The sequence below is a fragment of the Pseudomonas mangiferae genome (assembly GCF_007109405.1).
Taxonomy (GTDB): domain Bacteria; phylum Pseudomonadota; class Gammaproteobacteria; order Pseudomonadales; family Pseudomonadaceae; genus Pseudomonas_T; species Pseudomonas_T mangiferae.
Window position 1 is genome coordinate 48,027 of sequence record NZ_VJOY01000008.1, and the last position, 18,093, is coordinate 66,119.

Sequence of the window (18,093 nt, forward strand, 5' to 3'; positions counted from 1 at the left end):
CCCTTACTTCACGGCCCAGCCGGTCAGCTCGGCCAGGGCCTTGCCGATGTCGGCCAGGGAACGCACGGTCTTCACACCGGCGTCCTGCAGGGCGGCGAACTTCTCGTCGGCCGTGCCCTTGCCACCGGAGATGATGGCGCCCGCGTGGCCCATGCGCTTGCCGGGAGGAGCGGTCACGCCTGCGATGTAGGACACCACCGGCTTGGTGACGTGGGCCTTGATGTAGGCCGCGGCTTCTTCCTCGGCGGAACCGCCGATCTCACCGATCATCACGATGGCTTCGGTCTTCGGATCGTCCTGGAACAGTTTCAGGATGTCGATGAAGTTGGAGCCCGGGATCGGGTCGCCGCCGATGCCCACGCAGGTGGACTGGCCGAAGCCGGCGTCGGTGGTCTGCTTCACGGCTTCGTAGGTCAGGGTGCCGGAACGCGACACGATGCCCACTTTGCCCGGCAGGTGGATGTGGCCGGGCATGATGCCGATCTTGCACTCGCCGGGGGTGATGACGCCCGGGCAGTTCGGCCCGATCAGGCGTACGCCCAGTTCGTCGCACTTCACCTTGGCTTCGAGCATGTCGATGGTCGGGATGCCTTCGGTGATGCATACGATCAGCTTGATGCCGCCCAGGGCCGCTTCGAGGATGGAATCCTTGCAGAACGGGGCCGGCACGTAGATCACGCTGGCATCGGCGCCGGTGGCTTCCACGGCTTCCTTGACGGTGTTGAACACCGGCAGGCCGAGGTGGGTGGTGCCGCCCTTGCCGGGGGTCACGCCGCCGACCATCTGGGTGCCGTAGGCGATGGCCTGTTCGCTGTGGAAGGTGCCCTGGGAACCGGTGAAGCCCTGGCAGATGACTTTGGTGTCTTTATTGATGAGGACGCTCATTACTTACCCTCCGCGGCTTTGACGACCTGCTGGGCAGCGTCGGTCAGGCTGGTGGCCGCGATGATGTTCAGACCGCTTTCGGCCAGGACCTTGGCGCCCAGCTCCGCGTTGTTGCCTTCCAGACGGACCACGACCGGAACCTTCACGCCGACTTCCTTCACTGCGCCGATGATGCCTTCGGCGATCATGTCGCAGCGGACGATGCCGCCGAAGATGTTCACCAGCACCGCTTTCACGTTGCTGTCGGATAGGATGATCTTGAACGCTTCGGTGACGCGCTCCTTGGTCGCACCGCCGCCCACGTCGAGGAAGTTGGCCGGCTTGCCGCCGTGCAGGTTGACGATGTCCATGGTGCCCATGGCCAGGCCCGCGCCGTTGACCATGCAGCCGATGCTGCCTTCCAGGGCGACGTAGTTCAGCTCCCACTTCTGGGCGTGGGCTTCACGGGCGTCGTCCTGGGACGGGTCGTGCATCGCGCGCAGCTTGGGCTGGCGATACATGGCGTTGCCGTCGATGTTGATCTTGGCGTCCAGGCAGTGCAGGTTGCCGTCCTTCTTGATCACCAGCGGGTTCACTTCCAGCAGGGCCAGGTCGTAGTCCTGGAACAGCTTGGCGAGGTTCACGAAGATGTGGGTGAACTGCTTGATCTGGTCGCCCTGCAGGCCCAACTGGAAGGCCAGCTCGCGGCCCTGGAACGGCTGCGCACCGACCAGCGGGTCGATGGTGGCCTTGAGGATCTTCTCGGGGGTATCGTGGGCGACTTTCTCGATGTCGACGCCACCCTCGGTGGACGCCATGAACACGATACGGCGGCTGGAGCGGTCAACCACGGCGCCGAGATAGAGTTCTTTGTCGATGTCGGTGCAGGATTCCACCAGGATCTTGCTGACCGGCTGGCCGTTGGCGTCCGTCTGGTAGGTCACCAGGCGCTTGCCCAGCCAGTTCTGAGCGAAGGCCTTGGCGTCTTCCTTGCTCTTGACCAGCTTCACGCCACCCGCCTTGCCGCGGCCACCGGCGTGCACCTGGGCCTTCACGACCCACTCGCTGCCGCCGATCTTGTCGCAGGCTTCTGCGGCTTCTTCCGGGGTGTCCACGGCAAAGCCCTTGGATACGGGCAGGCCGTACTCGGCGAACAGCTGCTTACCCTGATACTCGTGGAGATTCATGCTTATCTACCGTCTTCGTTAGGTATTGCGCATTTCGACGCTGCAGTCTGCCGCGTCACCTGTGACTGTCCTTCGACCAACAGTCCGACGGGCGTTCCGCGGTGAGCCAAAGGCTCACGACGGGCGGCCCGCCGTGGTTATTGTTATTCGTCAGCGTTTCTTGCGATTGGCGACGTGGATGGCCTGGCCATTCACCGCCAGCGCGGCTTCGTGCAGCGCCTCGGAGAGCGTCGGGTGCGAGAACACCATCATGCCCAGGTCTTCGGCGCTGGTGCCGAACTCCATGGCGATGGCCCCTTGCTGGACCAGCTCGGCGGCGCTCGGGCCGATCACGTGGACGCCCAGGACGCGGTCGGTCTTGGCATCGGCGATGACCTTGACCAGGCCGGTGGTGTCGTTGGCAGCCATGGCACGGCCGCTGGCGGCGAACGGGAAGGTGCCGACGTTGATTTCCACGCCCTCGGCCTTGAGGGCCTGCTCGGTCTTGCCGACCCATGCCACTTCCGGGTGGGTGTAGATGACGGCCGGGATCAGGTCGTAGTTCATCTGTGCCTTGTGACCGGCGATGCGCTCGGCCACCACCACGCCTTCTTCCGACGCCTTGTGGGCCAGCATCAGGCCACGGACCACGTCGCCGATGGCGTAGACGCCCGGCACGCTGGTCTCGCAGTGGTCGTTGACGAAGATGTAGCCACGCTCGTCCAGGTCAACGCCGCTGTTGGGCGCCAACAGGTCGGTGGTCACCGGGCGACGGCCGACCGCGACGATCAGCTTGTCGAAGGTTTCCTTCTGCTCGCCGTTGGCATCGGTGAAGTTCACGGTGACTTGTTCACCCTGCACCTCGGAACCGGTGACGCGAGCGCCCAGGCGAATCTTCAGGCCTTGCTTGGTGAGGACCTTGAAGGCTTCCTTGGCGATCTGCTCGTCGGCGGCCGGGAGGAACTTGTCCAAGGCTTCCAGGACGGTCACTTCGGCGCCCAGGCGAGCCCATACCGAGCCCAGCTCCAGGCCGATGACGCCGGCGCCGATCACGCCCAGGCGCTTCGGCACGGCCTGGAAGTCCAGGGCACCGGTGGAATCCACGATCACCTTCTGGTCGACCGGAGCCGGCGGGATGTCGATGGGGCGCGAGCCGGAAGCGAGGATCACGTGGGCCGCCTCGACGATCTCGCTGTTGCCGTCGGCACCGGTGACTTCCACCTGCTTGTTGGCCAGCAGCTTGCCATGGCCTTCCAGGAGGGTCACGCCATTGGCCTTGAACAGCGTGCTGACGCCACCGGTGAGGTTCTTCACGATGGTGTTCTTGCGGCCGACCATGGCGCCGACGTCGATGGTGACGCCGCTGGCCTCGATGCCGTGCACTTTGAAGCCTTCTTTGGCCTCATGGTACTTGTAGGAGCTGTCCAGCAGCGCCTTGGACGGAATGCAGCCGACGTTCAGGCAGGTGCCGCCGAGGGCGATCTTGCCTTCCTTGTCGCGGTACTGTTCGATGCAGGCGGTCTTCAGACCGAGCTGGGCCGCCTTGATCGCAGCCACGTAGCCGCCGGGGCCGGCCCCGATCACTACCACGTCGAATTTCTGGGTCATAACTCATTCCTTTTCGAATGGACCGGACGGCCCCGTGGGGGCCGCCGTGGGGAGACGGGCCGTCAGATGTCCAGCAGCAGGCGTGCCGGGTCTTCCAGCAGGTCCTTGAGGGTCACCAGGAAGGTCACGGCTTCCTTGCCATCGATCAGACGGTGATCGTAGGACAGCGCCAGGTACATCATCGGCAGGATGACCACCTGACCGTTCACGGCCATCGGGCGCTCTTGGATCTTGTGCATGCCAAGGATGGCGGTCTGCGGCGGGTTGACGATCGGGGTGGACAGCAGCGAACCGAAGACACCGCCATTGGAAATGGTGAAGGTGCCGCCGGTCATGTCGTCGATGGTCAGCTTGCCGTCTTTGGCCTTCTTGCCGAACGCGGTGATCGAGCCCTCGATTTCCGCCAGGCTCATCAGCTCGGCGTTGCGCAACACCGGTACCACCAGGCCACGGTCGCTGGACACGGCGACACCGATGTCCTGGTAGCCGTGGTAGACGATGTCGTTGCCGTCGATGGAGGCGTTGACCCCCGGCTGGCGCTTCAGCGCCTCGGTGGCGGCCTTGACGAAGAACGACATGAAGCCCAGGCGCACGCCGTTGTGCTTCTTCTCGAACAGGTCCTTGTACTTCGAACGCAGGTCCATGATCGGCTTCATGTTGACCTCGTTGAAGGTGGTCAGCATGGCCATGGAGGACTGGGCCTCCACCAGGCGCTCGGCGACCTTGGCCCGCAGGCGGGTCATCGGCACGCGCTTCTCGACGCGGTCGCCCGCGGCGAAGATCGGCGCCTCGGCAGCCGGCGCGGCGGCCTTGGCCGGAGCAGCGGCGGCCGGGGCGGATTTCTTCGCCTCGATGGCGGCGACCACGTCTTCCTTGGTCACGCGGCCACCTTTGCCGGTGCCGCTCAGGCTATTGGGGTCGATGCCATTTTCTTCGGCCAGCTTGCGCGCGGCCGGGGCGAGGATCTGGTCGTCGCCAGCTGCCGCAGCAGCGGCCGGAGCGGCCTGCTGGGCAGCCGGAGCGGCCGCGGGTGCAGCGGCCGGGGCCGCGGCGGCGCTGGCGCCTTCGTTCAGCTTGCCCAGCACTTCACCGCTGAGAACGGTATCGCCTTCGTTCTTGACGATCTCGGCCAGCACGCCATCGGCTTCGGCCAGCACTTCCATGACGACCTTGTCGGTCTCGATGTCGACGATCAGTTCATCGCGCTTGACTGCTTCGCCCGGCTTCTTGTGCCAGGTGGCCACGGTGCCGTCGGCAACCGATTCCGGGAAAGTAGGGGCTTTGATCTCGATAGCCATTATGTGAGGTTCCTATCTGATTCGGTTTCTTCTGGGCGAAGGCGTTAAACGGTGAATGCGTCTTGCAGCAGTTTTTCCTGCTGCTCGGCGTGCATCGAGGCATAACCGCAGGCGGGCGCGGCCGAGGCGTCGCGGCCGGCGTACTCGAGGAACAGGTCCTTCTTGTGCGCGATGGCGACACGCCGCATGTGGTGCTGGCTGCAGTACCAGGCCCCCTGGTTCATCGGCTCTTCCTGACACCAGACGATGTGTTTGAGGTTGGTGTAGGCGGACAGCACCTCGGCCAGATCGTCTTCCGGGAACGGGTAGAGCTGCTCGATGCGGACGATGGCGATGTCCTCGCGGCCCTCGGTCCGGCGCTTCTCCAGCAGGTCGTAGTAGACCTTGCCGCTGCACAGGACCAGGCGCTCCACCTTCTCCGGCACCAGGCTGTCGATCTCCGGGATGACCGTCTGGAAGGAACCGTCGGCCAGGTCCTCCAGGGAAGAGATGGCCAGCTTGTGACGCAGCAGCGACTTGGGCGTCAGCACCACCAGCGGCTTGCGCAGCGGGCGGATGACCTGACGACGCAGCAGGTGGTAGATCTGCGCCGGTGTGGTCGGCACGCAAACCTGGATGTTGTGCTCGGCGCACAGCTGCAGGTAGCGCTCCAGGCGCGCGGACGAGTGCTCCGGGCCCTGCCCTTCGTAGCCGTGGGGCAGCAGCATGGTCAGGCCACAGAGACGACCCCACTTGTTCTCGCCGCTGGTGATGAACTGATCGACCACCACCTGTGCGCCGTTGGCGAAGTCGCCGAACTGGGCTTCCCAGATCACCAGCGCGTTGGGCTCGGTGGTGGAGTAGCCGTATTCGAACGCCAGGACCGCTTCCTCGGAGAGCAGCGAGTCGTAGAGGTCGAAGTTGGGCTGGCCGTCGAACATCTTCTGCAGCGGGATGTAGGTGCCGGCGTCTTTCTGGTTGTGCAGCACCGCATGGCGGTGGGAGAAAGTGCCGCGGCCCACGTCCTGGCCGGTGATGCGAATCGGATGGCCTTCGAACAACAGGGTCGCGTAGGCCATGGTCTCGGCGTAGCCCCAGTTGATCGGCAGGCCGCCGGCGCTCATCTTCTGCCGGTCTTCGATGATCTTCGAGACCTGGCGCTGGACGACGAAGCCTTCCGGGACCTGCAGCAGCTTGTTGGACAGCTCCTGCAGGGTCTTCAGGTCGAAACGGGTGTCGTGGCGCGCGGTCCAGGTGTGGCCCAGATACGGACGCCAGTCGACGAACAGCTCCTTGTTCGGCTCCTTCACCAGGCTCTTCACCACGTGCAGGCCGTTGTCCAGGGCGGTGCGGTACTCGTCCACCTTGGCCTGGACGCGCTCGACGTCCAGCACGCTGCCCTGGGTCAGGGCGTCGGCGTACAGTTCGCGGGTGGTGCGCTGCTTGCCGATCTGCTGGTACATCAGCGGCTGGGTACCGCTCGGCTCGTCGGCCTCGTTGTGGCCACGGCGGCGGTAGCAGACCAGGTCGATGACCACGTCGCGCTTGAACTGCATGCGGTAGTCGATGGCCAGCTGGGTGACGAACAGCACGGCTTCCGGATCATCCCCGTTCACGTGGAGGATCGGCGCCTGAATCATCTTCGCCACGTCGGTGCAGTACTCGGTGGAGCGCGCATCCTCGGGACGGCTGGTGGTGAAGCCGACCTGGTTGTTGATGACGATATGGATGGTCCCGCCGGTCTTGTAACCCCGGGTCTGGGACATCTGGAAGGTCTCCATGACCACGCCCTGGCCGGCGAAGGCCGCGTCGCCATGGATGGAAACTGGCAGCACGGAATCGCCGACCGGGTCGCGACGGCGATCCTGGCGGGCGCGCACCGAACCCTCAACCACCGGGGAGACGATCTCCAGATGGGACGGGTTGAACGCCAGGGCCAGGTGGACTTCGCCACCGCTGGTCATGACGTTGGAGGAGAAGCCCTGGTGGTATTTCACGTCACCGGAGCTCAGGCCCTCGACCTTCTTGCCCTCGAACTCGTCGAACAGGTCGCGCGGGTTCTTCCCGAAGGTGTTGACCAGTACGTTCAGCCGGCCGCGGTGGGCCATGCCGATGACGACTTCCTTGGTGCCGTAGGAACCGGAGCGCTGGATCACCTCGTCCAGCAGGGGGATCAGGCTTTCGCCGCCTTCCAGGCCGAAACGCTTGGTGCCCGGGTACTTGGTGCCCAGGTATTTCTCCAGGCCCTCGGCCGCGGTGAGGCGCTCCAGCAGGTGGCTCTGAACATCGGCGGAATACACCGGACGACCGCGCACGCTTTCCAGGCGCTGCTGGAACCACTTGCGCTGCTCGGAATCGACGATGTGGGTGAACTCGGCACCGATGGTGCGGCAGTAGGTCTGCTGCAGCGCCTGGTGGATGTCCCGGAGGGTCGCCTCTTCCTTGCCGATGTACAGCTCACCGGTGCGGAAGGTGGTGTCCAGGTCGGCATTGGTGAGGTTGTAGTGGCTGATGGCCAGGTCGGCTGGCTCGGGACGCTGCCAGAGGCCGAGCGGATCGAGGCGGGACGCCTGGTGGCCGCGCATCCGGTAGGCCTGGATCAGGCGCAGCACTTCGACCTGTTTCTTCTCGTGCTCGGTGCTGACGCTGCCTGCGGATACCGGCTGGGCGCGGCGCTGGTTCTTGGCCAGCAGGACGAAGTGATCGCGGACCGTAGAATGCGAAACGTCGGTGGCGGCATTTCCATCGGTGGGCAATTTCTGGAAATAGGTGCGCCACTCTTCGGGCACAGCGTTGGGATCGTGCAGGTAGAGCTCGTAGAGCTCCTCCACATAGGCAGCATTACCACCGGAGAGGTGGGCACTGTTCCACATGCGCTGCATTACGCTTTCTTGCATGCTAGGTCACCCTCGATAAGGGGACGCCACCGGCAGTGACCGAAGCGTGTCCTGCCGAGCCCGGAACGGAACTCGTACAAGTCCACCGCGGATCCCGCAGATGGTCCGGGCTTGCGGCCCGGCCGCCCCTGCTGGTCAACATATTTGCGATGGAGCCGCGGCTTTGTGGGCCGCGGCTCGGGTTATCCCCCGCAGTGGTTGGCGTTCCGCTGCGACGGTACTTCAGGTGAAACGGCGAATCAGGTACCGCTCTGCAGCAGCATGTTGCGCACGTGACCGATCGCTTTGGTCGGGTTCAGCCCTTTCGGGCACACATTCACGCAGTTCATGATGCCGCGGCAACGGAACACGCTGAACGGATCGTCCAGCGAAGCCAGACGTTCCTGGGTCTTGGTGTCGCGGCTGTCGGCCAGGAAACGATAGGCCTGGAGCAGCGCGGCGGGACCGAGGAACTTGTCCGGGTTCCACCAGAAGGACGGGCAGGACGTCGAGCAGCATGCACAGAGAATGCACTCGTACAGGCCATCCAGCTTCTCCCGGTCTTCCGGAGACTGCAGGCGTTCGATCGCCGGCGCGGGCGTATCGTTCTGCAGGAACGGACGCACCTTCTCGTATTGCTTGTAGAAGATGCTCATGTCGACGACCAGGTCACGGATGACCGGAAGGCCCGGCAACGGACGAACGACCAGGCGATCGCCCTTCACCACCGCCGACAGCGGGGTGATGCAGGCCAGGCCGTTCTTGCCGTTGATGTTCATGCCGTCGGAGCCGCAGACGCCCTCGCGGCAGGAACGACGGTAGGAGAAGCCCTCGTCCTGTTCCTTGATCAGCGCCAGCACGTCGAGCACCATCAGGTCCTTGCCGCCGGTGTCGACCTGGAACGTCTGCATGGAAGGCGACGCGTCCTGGTCCGGGTTGTAGCGATAAACACTGACTTGCAACATGGCGGCCCCCCTCAATAAGTACGGACTTTGGGTTCGAACGCCGGAACGGTCTTCGGCGCAAAGTTGACGGAACGTCGGGATACGCGCTTCTCACCCGGGAAGTACAGGGTGTGGCACAGCCAGTTCTCGTCGTCGCGGTCTTCGAAGTCTTCCCGGGCGTGGGCGCCGCGGCTTTCCTTGCGGACTTCCGCTGCGATCGCGGTGGCTTCCGCCACTTCCAGGAGGTTCTGCAGTTCCAGCGCCTCGATGCGCGCCGTGTTGAAGGCCTGGCTCTTGTCGGCGATCTTGACGCGGGCGATGCGCTCGCGCAGGTCGGCCAACTGGGCGATGCCCTTCTGCATGTATTCGCCGGTGCGGAACACACCGAAGTAGTTCTGCATGCAGGCCTGGAGTTCCTTGCGCAGCGGGGCGACGTCTTCGCCGGTGCTGCGCTCGTTCACGCCGGAGAGGCGTTTCAGGGACACTTCCAGGTCGGTCTCCGAGGCACCGCGGTGCTCGATGCCTTCCTTGAGGGCCTTCTCCAGGTGCAGGCCGGCCGCGCGGCCGAACACCACCAGGTCGAGCAGCGAGTTGCCACCCAGGCGGTTGGCGCCATGGACCGACACGCAGGCCACTTCGCCGACGGCGAACAGGCCTTCGATGATCTGGTCGTTGCCGTTGGCATCCTGGGTGATCGCCTGGCCATGGATGTTAGTGGCCACGCCGCCCATCATGTAGTGGCAGGTCGGGATGACCGGGACCGGCGCCACCACGGGGTCGACGTGGGCGAAGGTCTTGGACAGCTCGCAGATGCCGGGCAGGCGGCTGTGCAGGACTTCCTCGCCGAGGTGGTCGAGCTTGAGCAGCACGTGGTCCTTGTTGGGACCGCAGCCGTTGCCGGCGATCACTTCCTTCACCATGGAACGGGCGACCACGTCGCGGCCGGCCAGGTCCTTGGCGTTGGGCGCGTAGCGCTCCATGAAGCGCTCGCCATGAGCGTTGATCAGGTAGCCACCCTCACCGCGGCAGCCTTCGGTCACCAGCACGCCGGCGCCGGCGATGCCGGTGGGGTGGAACTGCCACATCTCGATGTCCTGCACCGGTACGCCGGCACGCAGGGCCATGCCCACGCCGTCACCAGTGTTGATCAGGGCATTGGTGGTGGATGCGTAGATGCGCCCTGCACCGCCGGTGGCCAGTACCACCGCCTTGGAGCGGATGTAGGCGGTTTCGCCGGTCTCGATGCAGATGGCGATGATGCCGACGATGGCGCCGTCCTGGTTCTTCACCAGGTCGACCGCGTACCACTCGTTGAGGAAGGTGGTGTCGTTCTTCAGGTTCGCCTGGTACAGGGTGTGCAGCAGGGCGTGACCGGTACGGTCGGCCGCGGCGCAGGTACGGGCCGCCTGGCCGCCCTTGCCGAAGTCCTTGGACTGGCCGCCGAACGGGCGCTGGTAGATGCGACCCTGCTCGGTACGAGAGAACGGCAGGCCCATGTGCTCGAGTTCGAACACGGCCTCGGGGCCCACGGAGCACATGTACTCGATGGCATCCTGGTCACCGATGTAGTCCGACCCCTTCACGGTGTCGTACATGTGCCAGCGCCAGTCATCGTTCGGGTCGGCCGAAGCGATGGCGCAGGTAATGCCACCCTGGGCGGAAACGGTGTGCGAGCGGGTCGGGAACACCTTCGTCACCACGGCCGTCTTGTGGCCGCCCTGAGCCAGCTGGAGCGCCGCGCGCATGCCGGCGCCGCCGCCGCCGACGATGATGGCGTCGAAGGAAAGCGTACTAATGTTAGCCATGGATCAGATACCCCAAAGAATCTGCACACCCCAGACGAAGAATGCGAACATCGCCATGCCGCACACCGCCTGGAAGAGGAAACGCACACCGGTCGCCCACTTGCCTAGCGCCATGGACGTCAGGTAGTCGGTGGAGATGGTCCACATGCCAACCCAGGCGTGCACGCCGAGGGCCACGAGGCTGAGCAGACTGAAGATGCGCATCCAGTTCCGGGAGAACAGTCCATGCCAGTCGGCGTAGGTCAGACCCGGGTGGGCGATGACGAAGCCGAGCAGGAACAGGAAATAGGCCGCGAGGACGACGGCCGAGACCCGCTGGGCCATCCAGTCGTAGAGGCCCGAACGGGAAAAGTTGGTGACGTTGGTTACCATATCCACACCCCTGCCAGCACGATCAGCACCGCGGATACGGCGAGAACGATCTGCGAGCCCAGCTTGCCGCCTTGCAGCGTTTCACCGAAGCCCAAATCCATGATGAGATGGCGCAGGCCGGCCACCAGGTGATACAGCAGTGCGGACAGCAGACCCCAGACCACGAGCTTGACCAGCGGACTGGCCATGAATGCCTTCACCTGCTCAAAGCCTTCCTCGGAACCCAGGGATTTGTCGAGCGCATACAGCAGCACGGCAAGACCCAGGAACAGGATGACTCCGGAAATACGATGCAGGATGGAGGTATAAGCAGTGATCGGGAGTTTTATAGTCCTAAGATCTAAGTTTACAGGTCGTTGGCTATTCACGGCTTTTTTCACGCTGAGGCCCCTAACAAACAGGGCAAGTTGTCGGGAAGTGCACTGGTCAGGTACCCCTCACCAAAGGGAGTGCCGACCTCCAGAATACCGGCTTTGGAGCCGCTGGCGGTCGGCCGTAGATTATAGACAGTTAGGGAACTAATGACAACGCGAGGGGCTGGCCGAACAGCCAATTGCATGCCCTCGTTAATTCGCGTAAACAAGCGCACTTTTTCGCTGCAGATATGCCCGCAAACCCGTCTGCCACGTGGGTTGCGGCAAATTGACATTCAAATTTATCTCTCTATAGTGATGCGGGCCCTGCGTGGGGGGCTTCTGATGATTTCAAGCATAACTAGGAGGCCGATATGGCTGACAAAAAAGCGCAGTTGATCATCGAGGGCGCAGCCCCCGTCGAGCTGCCCATCCTCACCGGCTCGGTAGGACCCGAAGTGATCGATGTGCGGGGCCTGACCTCCACGGGTCGTTTCACCTTCGACCCCGGCTTCATGTCGACCGCCTCTTGCGAATCGAAGATCACCTACATCGATGGTGACAAAGGCATACTCCTGCACCGCGGCTACCCCATCGAGCAGTTGGCCGAGAAATCCGACTACCTGGAAACCTGCTACCTGCTGCTCAACGGCGAACTGCCCAACGCCGAGGAAAAGGCCACGTTCGTTAGCACCGTGAAGAACCACACCATGGTCCACGAGCAGCTGAAGACCTTCTTCAACGGTTTCCGCCGCGACGCCCACCCTATGGCCGTGATGTGCGGCGTGGTCGGCGCACTGTCCGCCTTCTACCACGACTCCCTGGACATCAAGAACCCGCAGCACCGGGAAATCTCCGCGATCCGCCTGATCGCCAAGATGCCGACCCTGGCGGCGATGGTCTACAAGTATTCCATGGGCCAGCCCATGATCTATCCGCGCAACGACCTGTCCTACGCGGAAAACTTTCTGCACATGATGTTCAACACCCCGTGCGAGATCAAACCGATCAGCCCGGTGCTGGCCAAGGCGATGGACCGGATCTTCGTCCTCCATGCCGACCATGAGCAGAACGCCTCCACCTCCACCGTGCGCCTCGCCGGCTCCTCCGGCGCCAACCCGTTCGCCTGTATCGCCGCCGGCATCGCCGCGCTGTGGGGCCCGGCTCACGGCGGCGCCAACGAGGCGGTGCTGAGCATGCTCGACGAGATCGGCGACGTGTCGAACATCGACAAGTTCATCGCCAAGGCGAAGGACAAGGACGACCCCTTCAAGCTGATGGGCTTCGGCCACCGCGTCTACAAGAACTTCGATCCGCGCGCCAATGTCATGAAGCAGACCTGCGACGAGGTGCTGGCGGAACTGGGCATCCAGGACCCGCAGTTGGAGCTGGCGATGAAGCTCGACGAGATCGCCCGCAACGACCCGTACTTCAAGGAACGCAACCTCTACCCGAACGTGGACTTCTACTCGGGCATCATCCTCAAGGCGATCGGCATCCCCACCAGCATGTTCACGGTGATCTTCGCCCTGGCGCGCACCGTGGGCTGGATCTCCCACTGGAAGGAAATGCTCTCCAGCCCGTACAAGATCGGCCGCCCGCGCCAGTTGTACACCGGCTACGATCAGCGCGACTACCCGCCGCTGGAAAGCCGCAACTAAGCGGTTGGATGCACATGAAAAAGGCTGCCCTCGGGCAGCCTTTTTCGTTCACGAGCCTCGCGTCAGCCTTACTTGCCTTCGGCGCGGGTCCGCAGGTTCTTCAGGGTGTTGAACGGCGCGTCCACCACGAAGCTGTTGGCCAGCACCGAGGGCACGCTGCCGCCCGGCTCGGTGTGCACCTGGTAGGTCACTTCGACCTGCCCCTCGCCCTTCGGCACCAGCTTCCACTGGCCATCGACGCTGGCGACCCGTACGAAGCCCTTCTCTTCCGGAACGTAGGTGGGCACGCCCTTCAGGTGGCGGATCACGCTGCCGTCGGCGCCTTCTTCGGTGGTCACGTCCAGCACCGAGTCACGGGGGGTGACCGGCCAGGGCGTGTCGAAGCGGGTGTAGGTCCAGCTGTGGTCGCCCTCGTGCTTGAGCAGCTTCTGCTCCTTGCACTCGTAGATCCAGGCACAGGACCCACTGACGTCTTCCTGCAGCTTGCGAATGCTGGCCACGTCCGCCTTGATGGTGGTCACGCCACGGTAGGCCTTGTACTTGGAACCGGACACTTCGCTGAGGTAGACCTTGATGCCGTCTTCGTCCTTGGCGAGCTTCCAATCCTCGGCGTGGGCCACCGAAACCGTCAGCAGGCCGAGACCACAGATACTTGCCATGAGGCGACGCGAACCCATTCCATTCTCCTTGGTTATTTTTCACCGCGAGATGCGGCTTATCGGATAGATCGACTGACCGCAACGGACGTCGCTTGTTCCAGCCAGCCCAGCACATGCAGGGCCTGCGCGCGGCTTTCGCCACAGACGTCGGCGTCCGCGGAAAAGGCCGAGCACACCGCGGGGCGCTCGGGTCGGCCGAACAGACCGCAGCGGTTTTCCTCGTCCAGATGCAGGCAGCGCTCGCCCGCCGGCTTGCCGTCGGGCATGCCAGGGATCGGCGAACTGATGGAGGGCGCGATGCAGCAGGCACCGCAACCGGCACGACACTTCACGGAACGGTCACTCCGCAGACGTTGCAACGGCCGGCGATTCTACCGGCTCGCCGAGGGCTTGGGCAGCCACTGCTAGACGCGTACTTCCCGCTTGGCGCCATCGCGCGGCACCGGTAGGCTTCGCCGACCCCTCCGCAGGAGCCTCCCATGCCGGTCTGGCTGCAAACCGCAGCGCTGTTGTGCGCATCCAACGTCTTCATGACCTACGCCTGGTACGGCCACCTGAAAACCCTGGGAGATCGCCCGTGGATCGTCGCCGCCTTGCTCAGCTGGGGCGTGGCGCTGTTCGAGTACCTGCTCATGGTGCCGGCCAACCGCATCGGCTACACCGTCCTCTCCCTCGGGCAGTTGAAGATCATGCAGGAAGTGATCGGCCTCGGCGTGTTCATGCTGTTCAGCGTGTTCGTCATGCAACAGACACTGAAACTGGATTACCTGTGGGCAGGCCTGTGCCTGCTGGGCGCCACCTACTTCATCTTCCGCGCCTGAACGCGCAACTCGTTCCACCGGGGCGGCTCGTCGGAACCGTTGCATGCCGCGCCGGTCAGCTATCCAGGCCGGTTCACATGATTGCCTCAGCGACGCCCTTCCCCTGAAAGCAGACGAAACGCGCCCCACCTACCGGACGCACGCCTGACGCGCCCCGTTCGCCGAGACATGACCGCTAAGGAGAGCCCATGCCGCACTGGCTGGTGATCGACCTGGAAGCCACGACCGATGAGGGCGGCTGGCCGCTGCAGGAGATGGAAATCATCGAGCTGGGGGCCTCCCTGGTGAATGCCAGCGGGCGCGAAGTGGGCCATTTCCAGCGCTTCGTCCGCCCCCAGCGGCGCCCCTGCCTGACCGCCTTCTGCCGGCATCTGACCCACATCGAGCAGGCGGACGTGGATACCGCGGCTCCCCTGGAAACCATCTGGCCAGCCTTCGAACGCTGGCTGCAGCATTGCGGCCCCCTGGTGGGGTGGGCCAGCTGGGGCGAGTACGACCGCCGGCAGCTGGAACAAGAGCTGCGGCAGTACCGGATCGACAGCCGGCTGCTGGCACTGCCCCACCTCAACCTCAAGCAGGGCTTCGGCCAGGCGAGGCAGCTGACCCACCCGGTGGGTCTGAACGTCGCGTTGCAACTGGCCGGCCTGAGCTTCCAGGGCCAGCAGCACCGCGCCCTCGAAGATGCCCGCAACACCGCGCGCCTGTTGCCCCTGGTGCTGCCGGCCAGCAGCTAGTGACGCTGTAAACCGCCTTGGGCATACTGTCCGGCCTTTTTGCCCGCCCCCTTCGAGGATGATCCATGTTCAAGGTCAACGAGTACTTCGACGGCACCGTCAAATCCATCGCCTTCGGCATGAGTGAAGGCCCCGCCACCATCGGGGTCATGGCACCGGGCAACTATGAGTTCGGCACCGGTCAACTGGAAGTGATGCACGTGGTCGCCGGCGCGCTGACGGTGAAGCTGCCGGGTAGCGAGAACTGGGAAACCTTCGCCGCCGGCACCCGCTTCACCGTTCCGGCCAGCAGCAAGTTCCAGCTGAAGGTAGACGTCGACACCGCCTACCTCTGCGAATACCGCTGAGCCCTCCGGCGGCCTCGTTCGACGGCCGCCCTTCCCCTCACGCTCTGTCTGTTTCCTGCGCGTCGGCGCCCCGGGCGAACTGCAAGGCCGCCAGCCGGGCATACAGCGCGTCCTGCCGCACCAATTCTTCATGGGTGCCGATGGCCACCAGCCGGCCAAGGTCGATCACCGCGATGCGGTCGGCGTTCTGTACCGTCGCCAGCCGGTGGGCGATCACCAGGGTGGTGCGGCCGCTCATCAACCGTGGCAGCGCCTGCTGGATCAGGTGTTCGCTCTCCGCATCCAGGGCGCTGGTGGCTTCGTCCAGCAGCAGGATGGGCGCGTCCACCAGCAATGCCCGGGCGATGGCCAGGCGTTGGCGCTGGCCACCGGACAGCCCCAGGCCGCCCTCCCCCAGCCGCGTCTCGTAGCCCTCCGGCAGGTCGACGATGAATCCATGGGCATGGGCCGCCCGCGCTGCGGCCTCCACCTCGGCCTGGCTGGCATCGGGGCGGCCATAGCGGATGTTGTCCGCCACGCTGCCGAAGAACAGCGCCGGGCTCTGGGATACCAGGGCGAAGCAGCGCCGCAGGTCGGCCGGGTCCAGTTGGTCGATGGGCACCCCGTCCAGTTCGATGCGGCCCCCGCTGGGGTCGTAGAACCGCAGCAGCAGGTCGAACAGCGTCGACTTGCCGGCCCCCGAAGGCCCCACCAGCGCCACCGTTTCGCCGGGGCGAACCTGCAGGTCGATACCCGCCAGCGCCTCTGCATGGGGCCGCGACGGGTAGGCGAAGCGCAGCGCCTCGAGGCGCAGCGCGCCGCTGACCCGTGGCGGCAGCGTGCGCACCCCCTGGTCGGGCGCGGTGATGGCATTGGTGGTCTGCAGCAGTTCGGCGATGCGCTCGGCGGCGCCCAGGGCGCTCTGCAGTTCGCCGATCACTTCGCTGAGGGTGCCGAAGGCGGAGCCGACGATCAGGCTGTAGAACACGAAGGCCGCCAGTTCCCCGCCGCTGATTCGGCCGGCGATCACGTCCATGCCGCCGACCCAGAGCATCACGCCCACAGCGCCCAGCACCAGTACGATGACCACGGTGATCAGCCAGGCACGCTGGGCGATGCGCCGTCGGGCAGTGGCGAACGCCGCCTCCACGGTACTGGCGAAGCGCAGGCGATCCTGGGCCTGGTGGTTGTACGCCTGGACCGTCTTGATCTGCCCCAGGGTCTCGCCGATGTAGCTGCCCACGTCGGCGATGCGGTCCTGGCTCTGCCGGGACAGGCTGCGCACCCGCCGGCCGAACAGCAGGATCGGCGCCACCACCAGCGGCAGCACCGCCACCACGATGGCGGTCAGTTTCGGATTGGTGAAGAACAGCAGCGTGACCCCGCCCACCAGCATGATGACGTTGCGCAACGCCATGGACAGCGAGGAGCCGATCACCGACTGCAGCAGCGTGGTGTCGGCGGTGAGCCGCGACTGGACTTCCGAGCTGCGGGTGGTCTCGAAGAACGCGGGGTGCAGCCCCACCAGATGGTCGAACACCCGCCGGCGGATGTCGGCGACGAAGCGCTCGCCCAGCCAGGACACCAGGTAGAAGCGCGTGTAGGTGCCCACCGCCAGGGCCAGCACCAGCACGAAGAACAGCAGGATCGAGCGGTTCAGGGCATGGGGCGACTGGGTGGCCAACCCCTGGTCCACCAGCAGCTTGATGCCCTGCCCCATGGACAGGGTGATGGCGGCGGTGAACAGCAGGGCCAGCAGCGCCACGGCGATTCGGCCCCGGTAAGGTTTCACGAAGCGCGCCGCCATTTGCAGCGCAGCCCGTTGGCGAGTACTCAGGAGCGACGGCATCAATACCTTCCTTCAAGGCGAGAGGGGCGACAGGCGAAAGGTAACACCGGGCTCATCCGGCCTCCGGCGTGCCGGGAAAGCGGTAGTGCCCGGTGATCTCGAAGCGGAACAGCAGGTCTTCCTCCCGGGCGCCGCGGCCGATGTTGTGCAGGATCAACGGCACGCCATCGACGCCGATACGGTCCGACACCAGGCCGATGTGGGTCTGGCCGCGCCCCAGGTTCCAGGTCACGACATCACCGGGGCGGTAGGCCCCGGCCTCCCGACTTACCGGCAGCGCCATGCCCTGGCGCCGGAACCAGGTCATCAGGTTGGGCACCCGGCGGTGGTCGATGCTGGGGTCGGGGCGCGTGGCGCCCCATGACCGTGGGTAGGCCCGGAAATGCTCGCGCATGTCCTGGTGGAGCGCCACCTGCAGGTCAAGCCCCTGTGGCCGCAGGGCACGGATCACCACGTCGCTGCAGACGCCGGTCTCCAGGGGCACGTCGCCACCGGGGTAGGCCAGGCGGCGATACCGAGGGTCATAGCCGAGCGTAACGCCGACTTGCTGGCGCGCCGCGGCCACCAGGGCGGCGGGATCGACGGCAGCCTGGGCCTGCCAGCACAACAACAACCCGCACAGGGCGGTCAGAATACGGCGCACCGGAGCCTCCTCGGAAAACGGACCCTCGGCGTTATACCGTCAAACGCCAGCGGTTTCGAGGATCGCCTGGCGAGGCGCCGAGATTCCGGCCGCGTCGTCGTTCCCCATGAAGCGCTTCTGAATCTGACCTCGCTA

At 64.8% G+C, this 18,093-nt stretch carries 17 protein-coding genes; 4 read left to right on the plus strand and 13 right to left on the minus strand.

Going from position 1 to position 18,093, the window contains the following annotated elements; genetic code table 11:
- Positions 1-3: 3 nt before the first annotated feature.
- The 9 genes from sucD to sdhC all read right to left on the minus strand — a co-directional run bounded on the left by sucD (position 4) and on the right by sdhC (position 11,292).
- Positions 4-885 (minus strand): succinate--CoA ligase subunit alpha, encoded by an 882-nt coding sequence (gene sucD, locus FM069_RS12420; RefSeq protein ID WP_143488673.1) that lies wholly within the window; start codon positions 883-885, stop codon positions 4-6.
- A complete protein-coding gene (gene sucC, locus FM069_RS12425) occupies positions 885-2,051 on the minus strand; it encodes an ADP-forming succinate--CoA ligase subunit beta (protein WP_143488674.1) in 1,167 nt (388 codons plus the stop codon). The genes sucD and sucC overlap by 1 nt, the downstream gene beginning before the upstream one ends.
- A 150-nt stretch (positions 2,052-2,201) precedes the next feature.
- Entirely contained in the window at positions 2,202-3,638 is a 1,437-nt protein-coding gene (gene lpdA, locus FM069_RS12430) for a dihydrolipoyl dehydrogenase (RefSeq protein WP_143488675.1), read from the minus strand.
- 62 nt (positions 3,639-3,700) lie between these two features.
- On the minus strand, positions 3,701-4,936 hold the full coding sequence (gene odhB / locus FM069_RS12435; RefSeq protein ID WP_143488676.1) for a 2-oxoglutarate dehydrogenase complex dihydrolipoyllysine-residue succinyltransferase: 1,236 nt from the start codon (positions 4,934-4,936) through the stop codon (positions 3,701-3,703).
- A gap of 44 nt (positions 4,937-4,980) precedes the next feature.
- On the minus strand, positions 4,981-7,812 hold the full coding sequence (locus FM069_RS12440; RefSeq protein ID WP_143488677.1) for a 2-oxoglutarate dehydrogenase E1 component: 2,832 nt from the start codon (positions 7,810-7,812) through the stop codon (positions 4,981-4,983).
- Between the two features lie 239 nt (positions 7,813-8,051).
- Positions 8,052-8,756 carry a succinate dehydrogenase iron-sulfur subunit gene (locus FM069_RS12445; RefSeq protein WP_143488678.1) on the minus strand — a complete coding sequence of 235 codons (705 nt, stop codon included), beginning with the start codon at positions 8,754-8,756 and terminating at the stop codon, positions 8,052-8,054.
- Between the two features lie 11 nt (positions 8,757-8,767).
- Positions 8,768-10,540 carry a succinate dehydrogenase flavoprotein subunit gene (gene sdhA / locus FM069_RS12450; RefSeq protein ID WP_143488679.1) on the minus strand — a complete coding sequence of 591 codons (1,773 nt, stop codon included), beginning with the start codon at positions 10,538-10,540 and terminating at the stop codon, positions 8,768-8,770.
- Between the two features lie 3 nt (positions 10,541-10,543).
- Entirely contained in the window at positions 10,544-10,912 is a 369-nt protein-coding gene (sdhD, locus tag FM069_RS12455; protein ID WP_143488680.1) for a succinate dehydrogenase, hydrophobic membrane anchor protein, read from the minus strand.
- Positions 10,906-11,292, minus strand: a complete 387-nt coding sequence (sdhC, locus tag FM069_RS12460) for a succinate dehydrogenase, cytochrome b556 subunit (protein WP_178106728.1) — start codon at positions 11,290-11,292, stop codon at positions 10,906-10,908. Before sdhC ends, sdhD begins: the two co-directional genes overlap by 7 nt.
- 347 nt (positions 11,293-11,639) lie before the next feature.
- On the opposite strand from sdhC, the gene gltA reads away from it, so the two are divergent.
- On the plus strand, positions 11,640-12,926 hold the full coding sequence (gene gltA / locus FM069_RS12465) for a citrate synthase (protein WP_143488681.1): 1,287 nt from the start codon (positions 11,640-11,642) through the stop codon (positions 12,924-12,926).
- Positions 12,927-12,994: 68 nt separating this feature from the next.
- On the opposite strand, the gene FM069_RS12470 is transcribed toward gltA, so the two are convergent.
- Both FM069_RS12470 and FM069_RS12475 read right to left on the minus strand, forming a co-directional pair.
- Positions 12,995-13,603: an START domain-containing protein gene (locus FM069_RS12470; RefSeq protein ID WP_143488682.1), complete on the minus strand. Its 609-nt coding sequence runs from the start codon at positions 13,601-13,603 to the stop codon at positions 12,995-12,997.
- A gap of 38 nt (positions 13,604-13,641) precedes the next feature.
- Positions 13,642-13,917 carry a YkgJ family cysteine cluster protein gene (locus FM069_RS12475; RefSeq protein WP_143488683.1) on the minus strand — a complete coding sequence of 92 codons (276 nt, stop codon included), beginning with the start codon at positions 13,915-13,917 and terminating at the stop codon, positions 13,642-13,644.
- A gap of 147 nt (positions 13,918-14,064) precedes the next feature.
- Between FM069_RS12475 and FM069_RS12480 the strand changes: the two genes are divergently transcribed.
- From FM069_RS12480 to ppnP, 3 genes are all read left to right on the plus strand, one after another.
- On the plus strand, positions 14,065-14,406 hold the full coding sequence (locus FM069_RS12480; protein ID WP_143488684.1) for a DMT family protein: 342 nt from the start codon (positions 14,065-14,067) through the stop codon (positions 14,404-14,406).
- A 188-nt stretch (positions 14,407-14,594) separates the two neighbouring features.
- A complete protein-coding gene (locus FM069_RS12485; protein ID WP_143488685.1) occupies positions 14,595-15,140 on the plus strand; it encodes an exonuclease domain-containing protein in 546 nt (181 codons plus the stop codon).
- 65 nt (positions 15,141-15,205) lie between these two features.
- Positions 15,206-15,487: a pyrimidine/purine nucleoside phosphorylase gene (gene ppnP / locus FM069_RS12490; protein ID WP_143488686.1), complete on the plus strand. Its 282-nt coding sequence runs from the start codon at positions 15,206-15,208 to the stop codon at positions 15,485-15,487.
- Between the two features lie 37 nt (positions 15,488-15,524).
- Here the strand turns inward: ppnP and FM069_RS12495 are convergent, their stop codons facing one another.
- Both FM069_RS12495 and FM069_RS12500 read right to left on the minus strand, forming a co-directional pair.
- A complete protein-coding gene (locus FM069_RS12495) occupies positions 15,525-17,315 on the minus strand; it encodes an ABC transporter transmembrane domain-containing protein (protein WP_143488687.1) in 1,791 nt (596 codons plus the stop codon).
- A 52-nt stretch (positions 17,316-17,367) separates the two neighbouring features.
- A complete protein-coding gene (locus tag FM069_RS12500) occupies positions 17,368-17,958 on the minus strand; it encodes a DUF1287 domain-containing protein (RefSeq protein ID WP_233282030.1) in 591 nt (196 codons plus the stop codon).
- Positions 17,959-18,093: the final 135 nt, after the last annotated feature.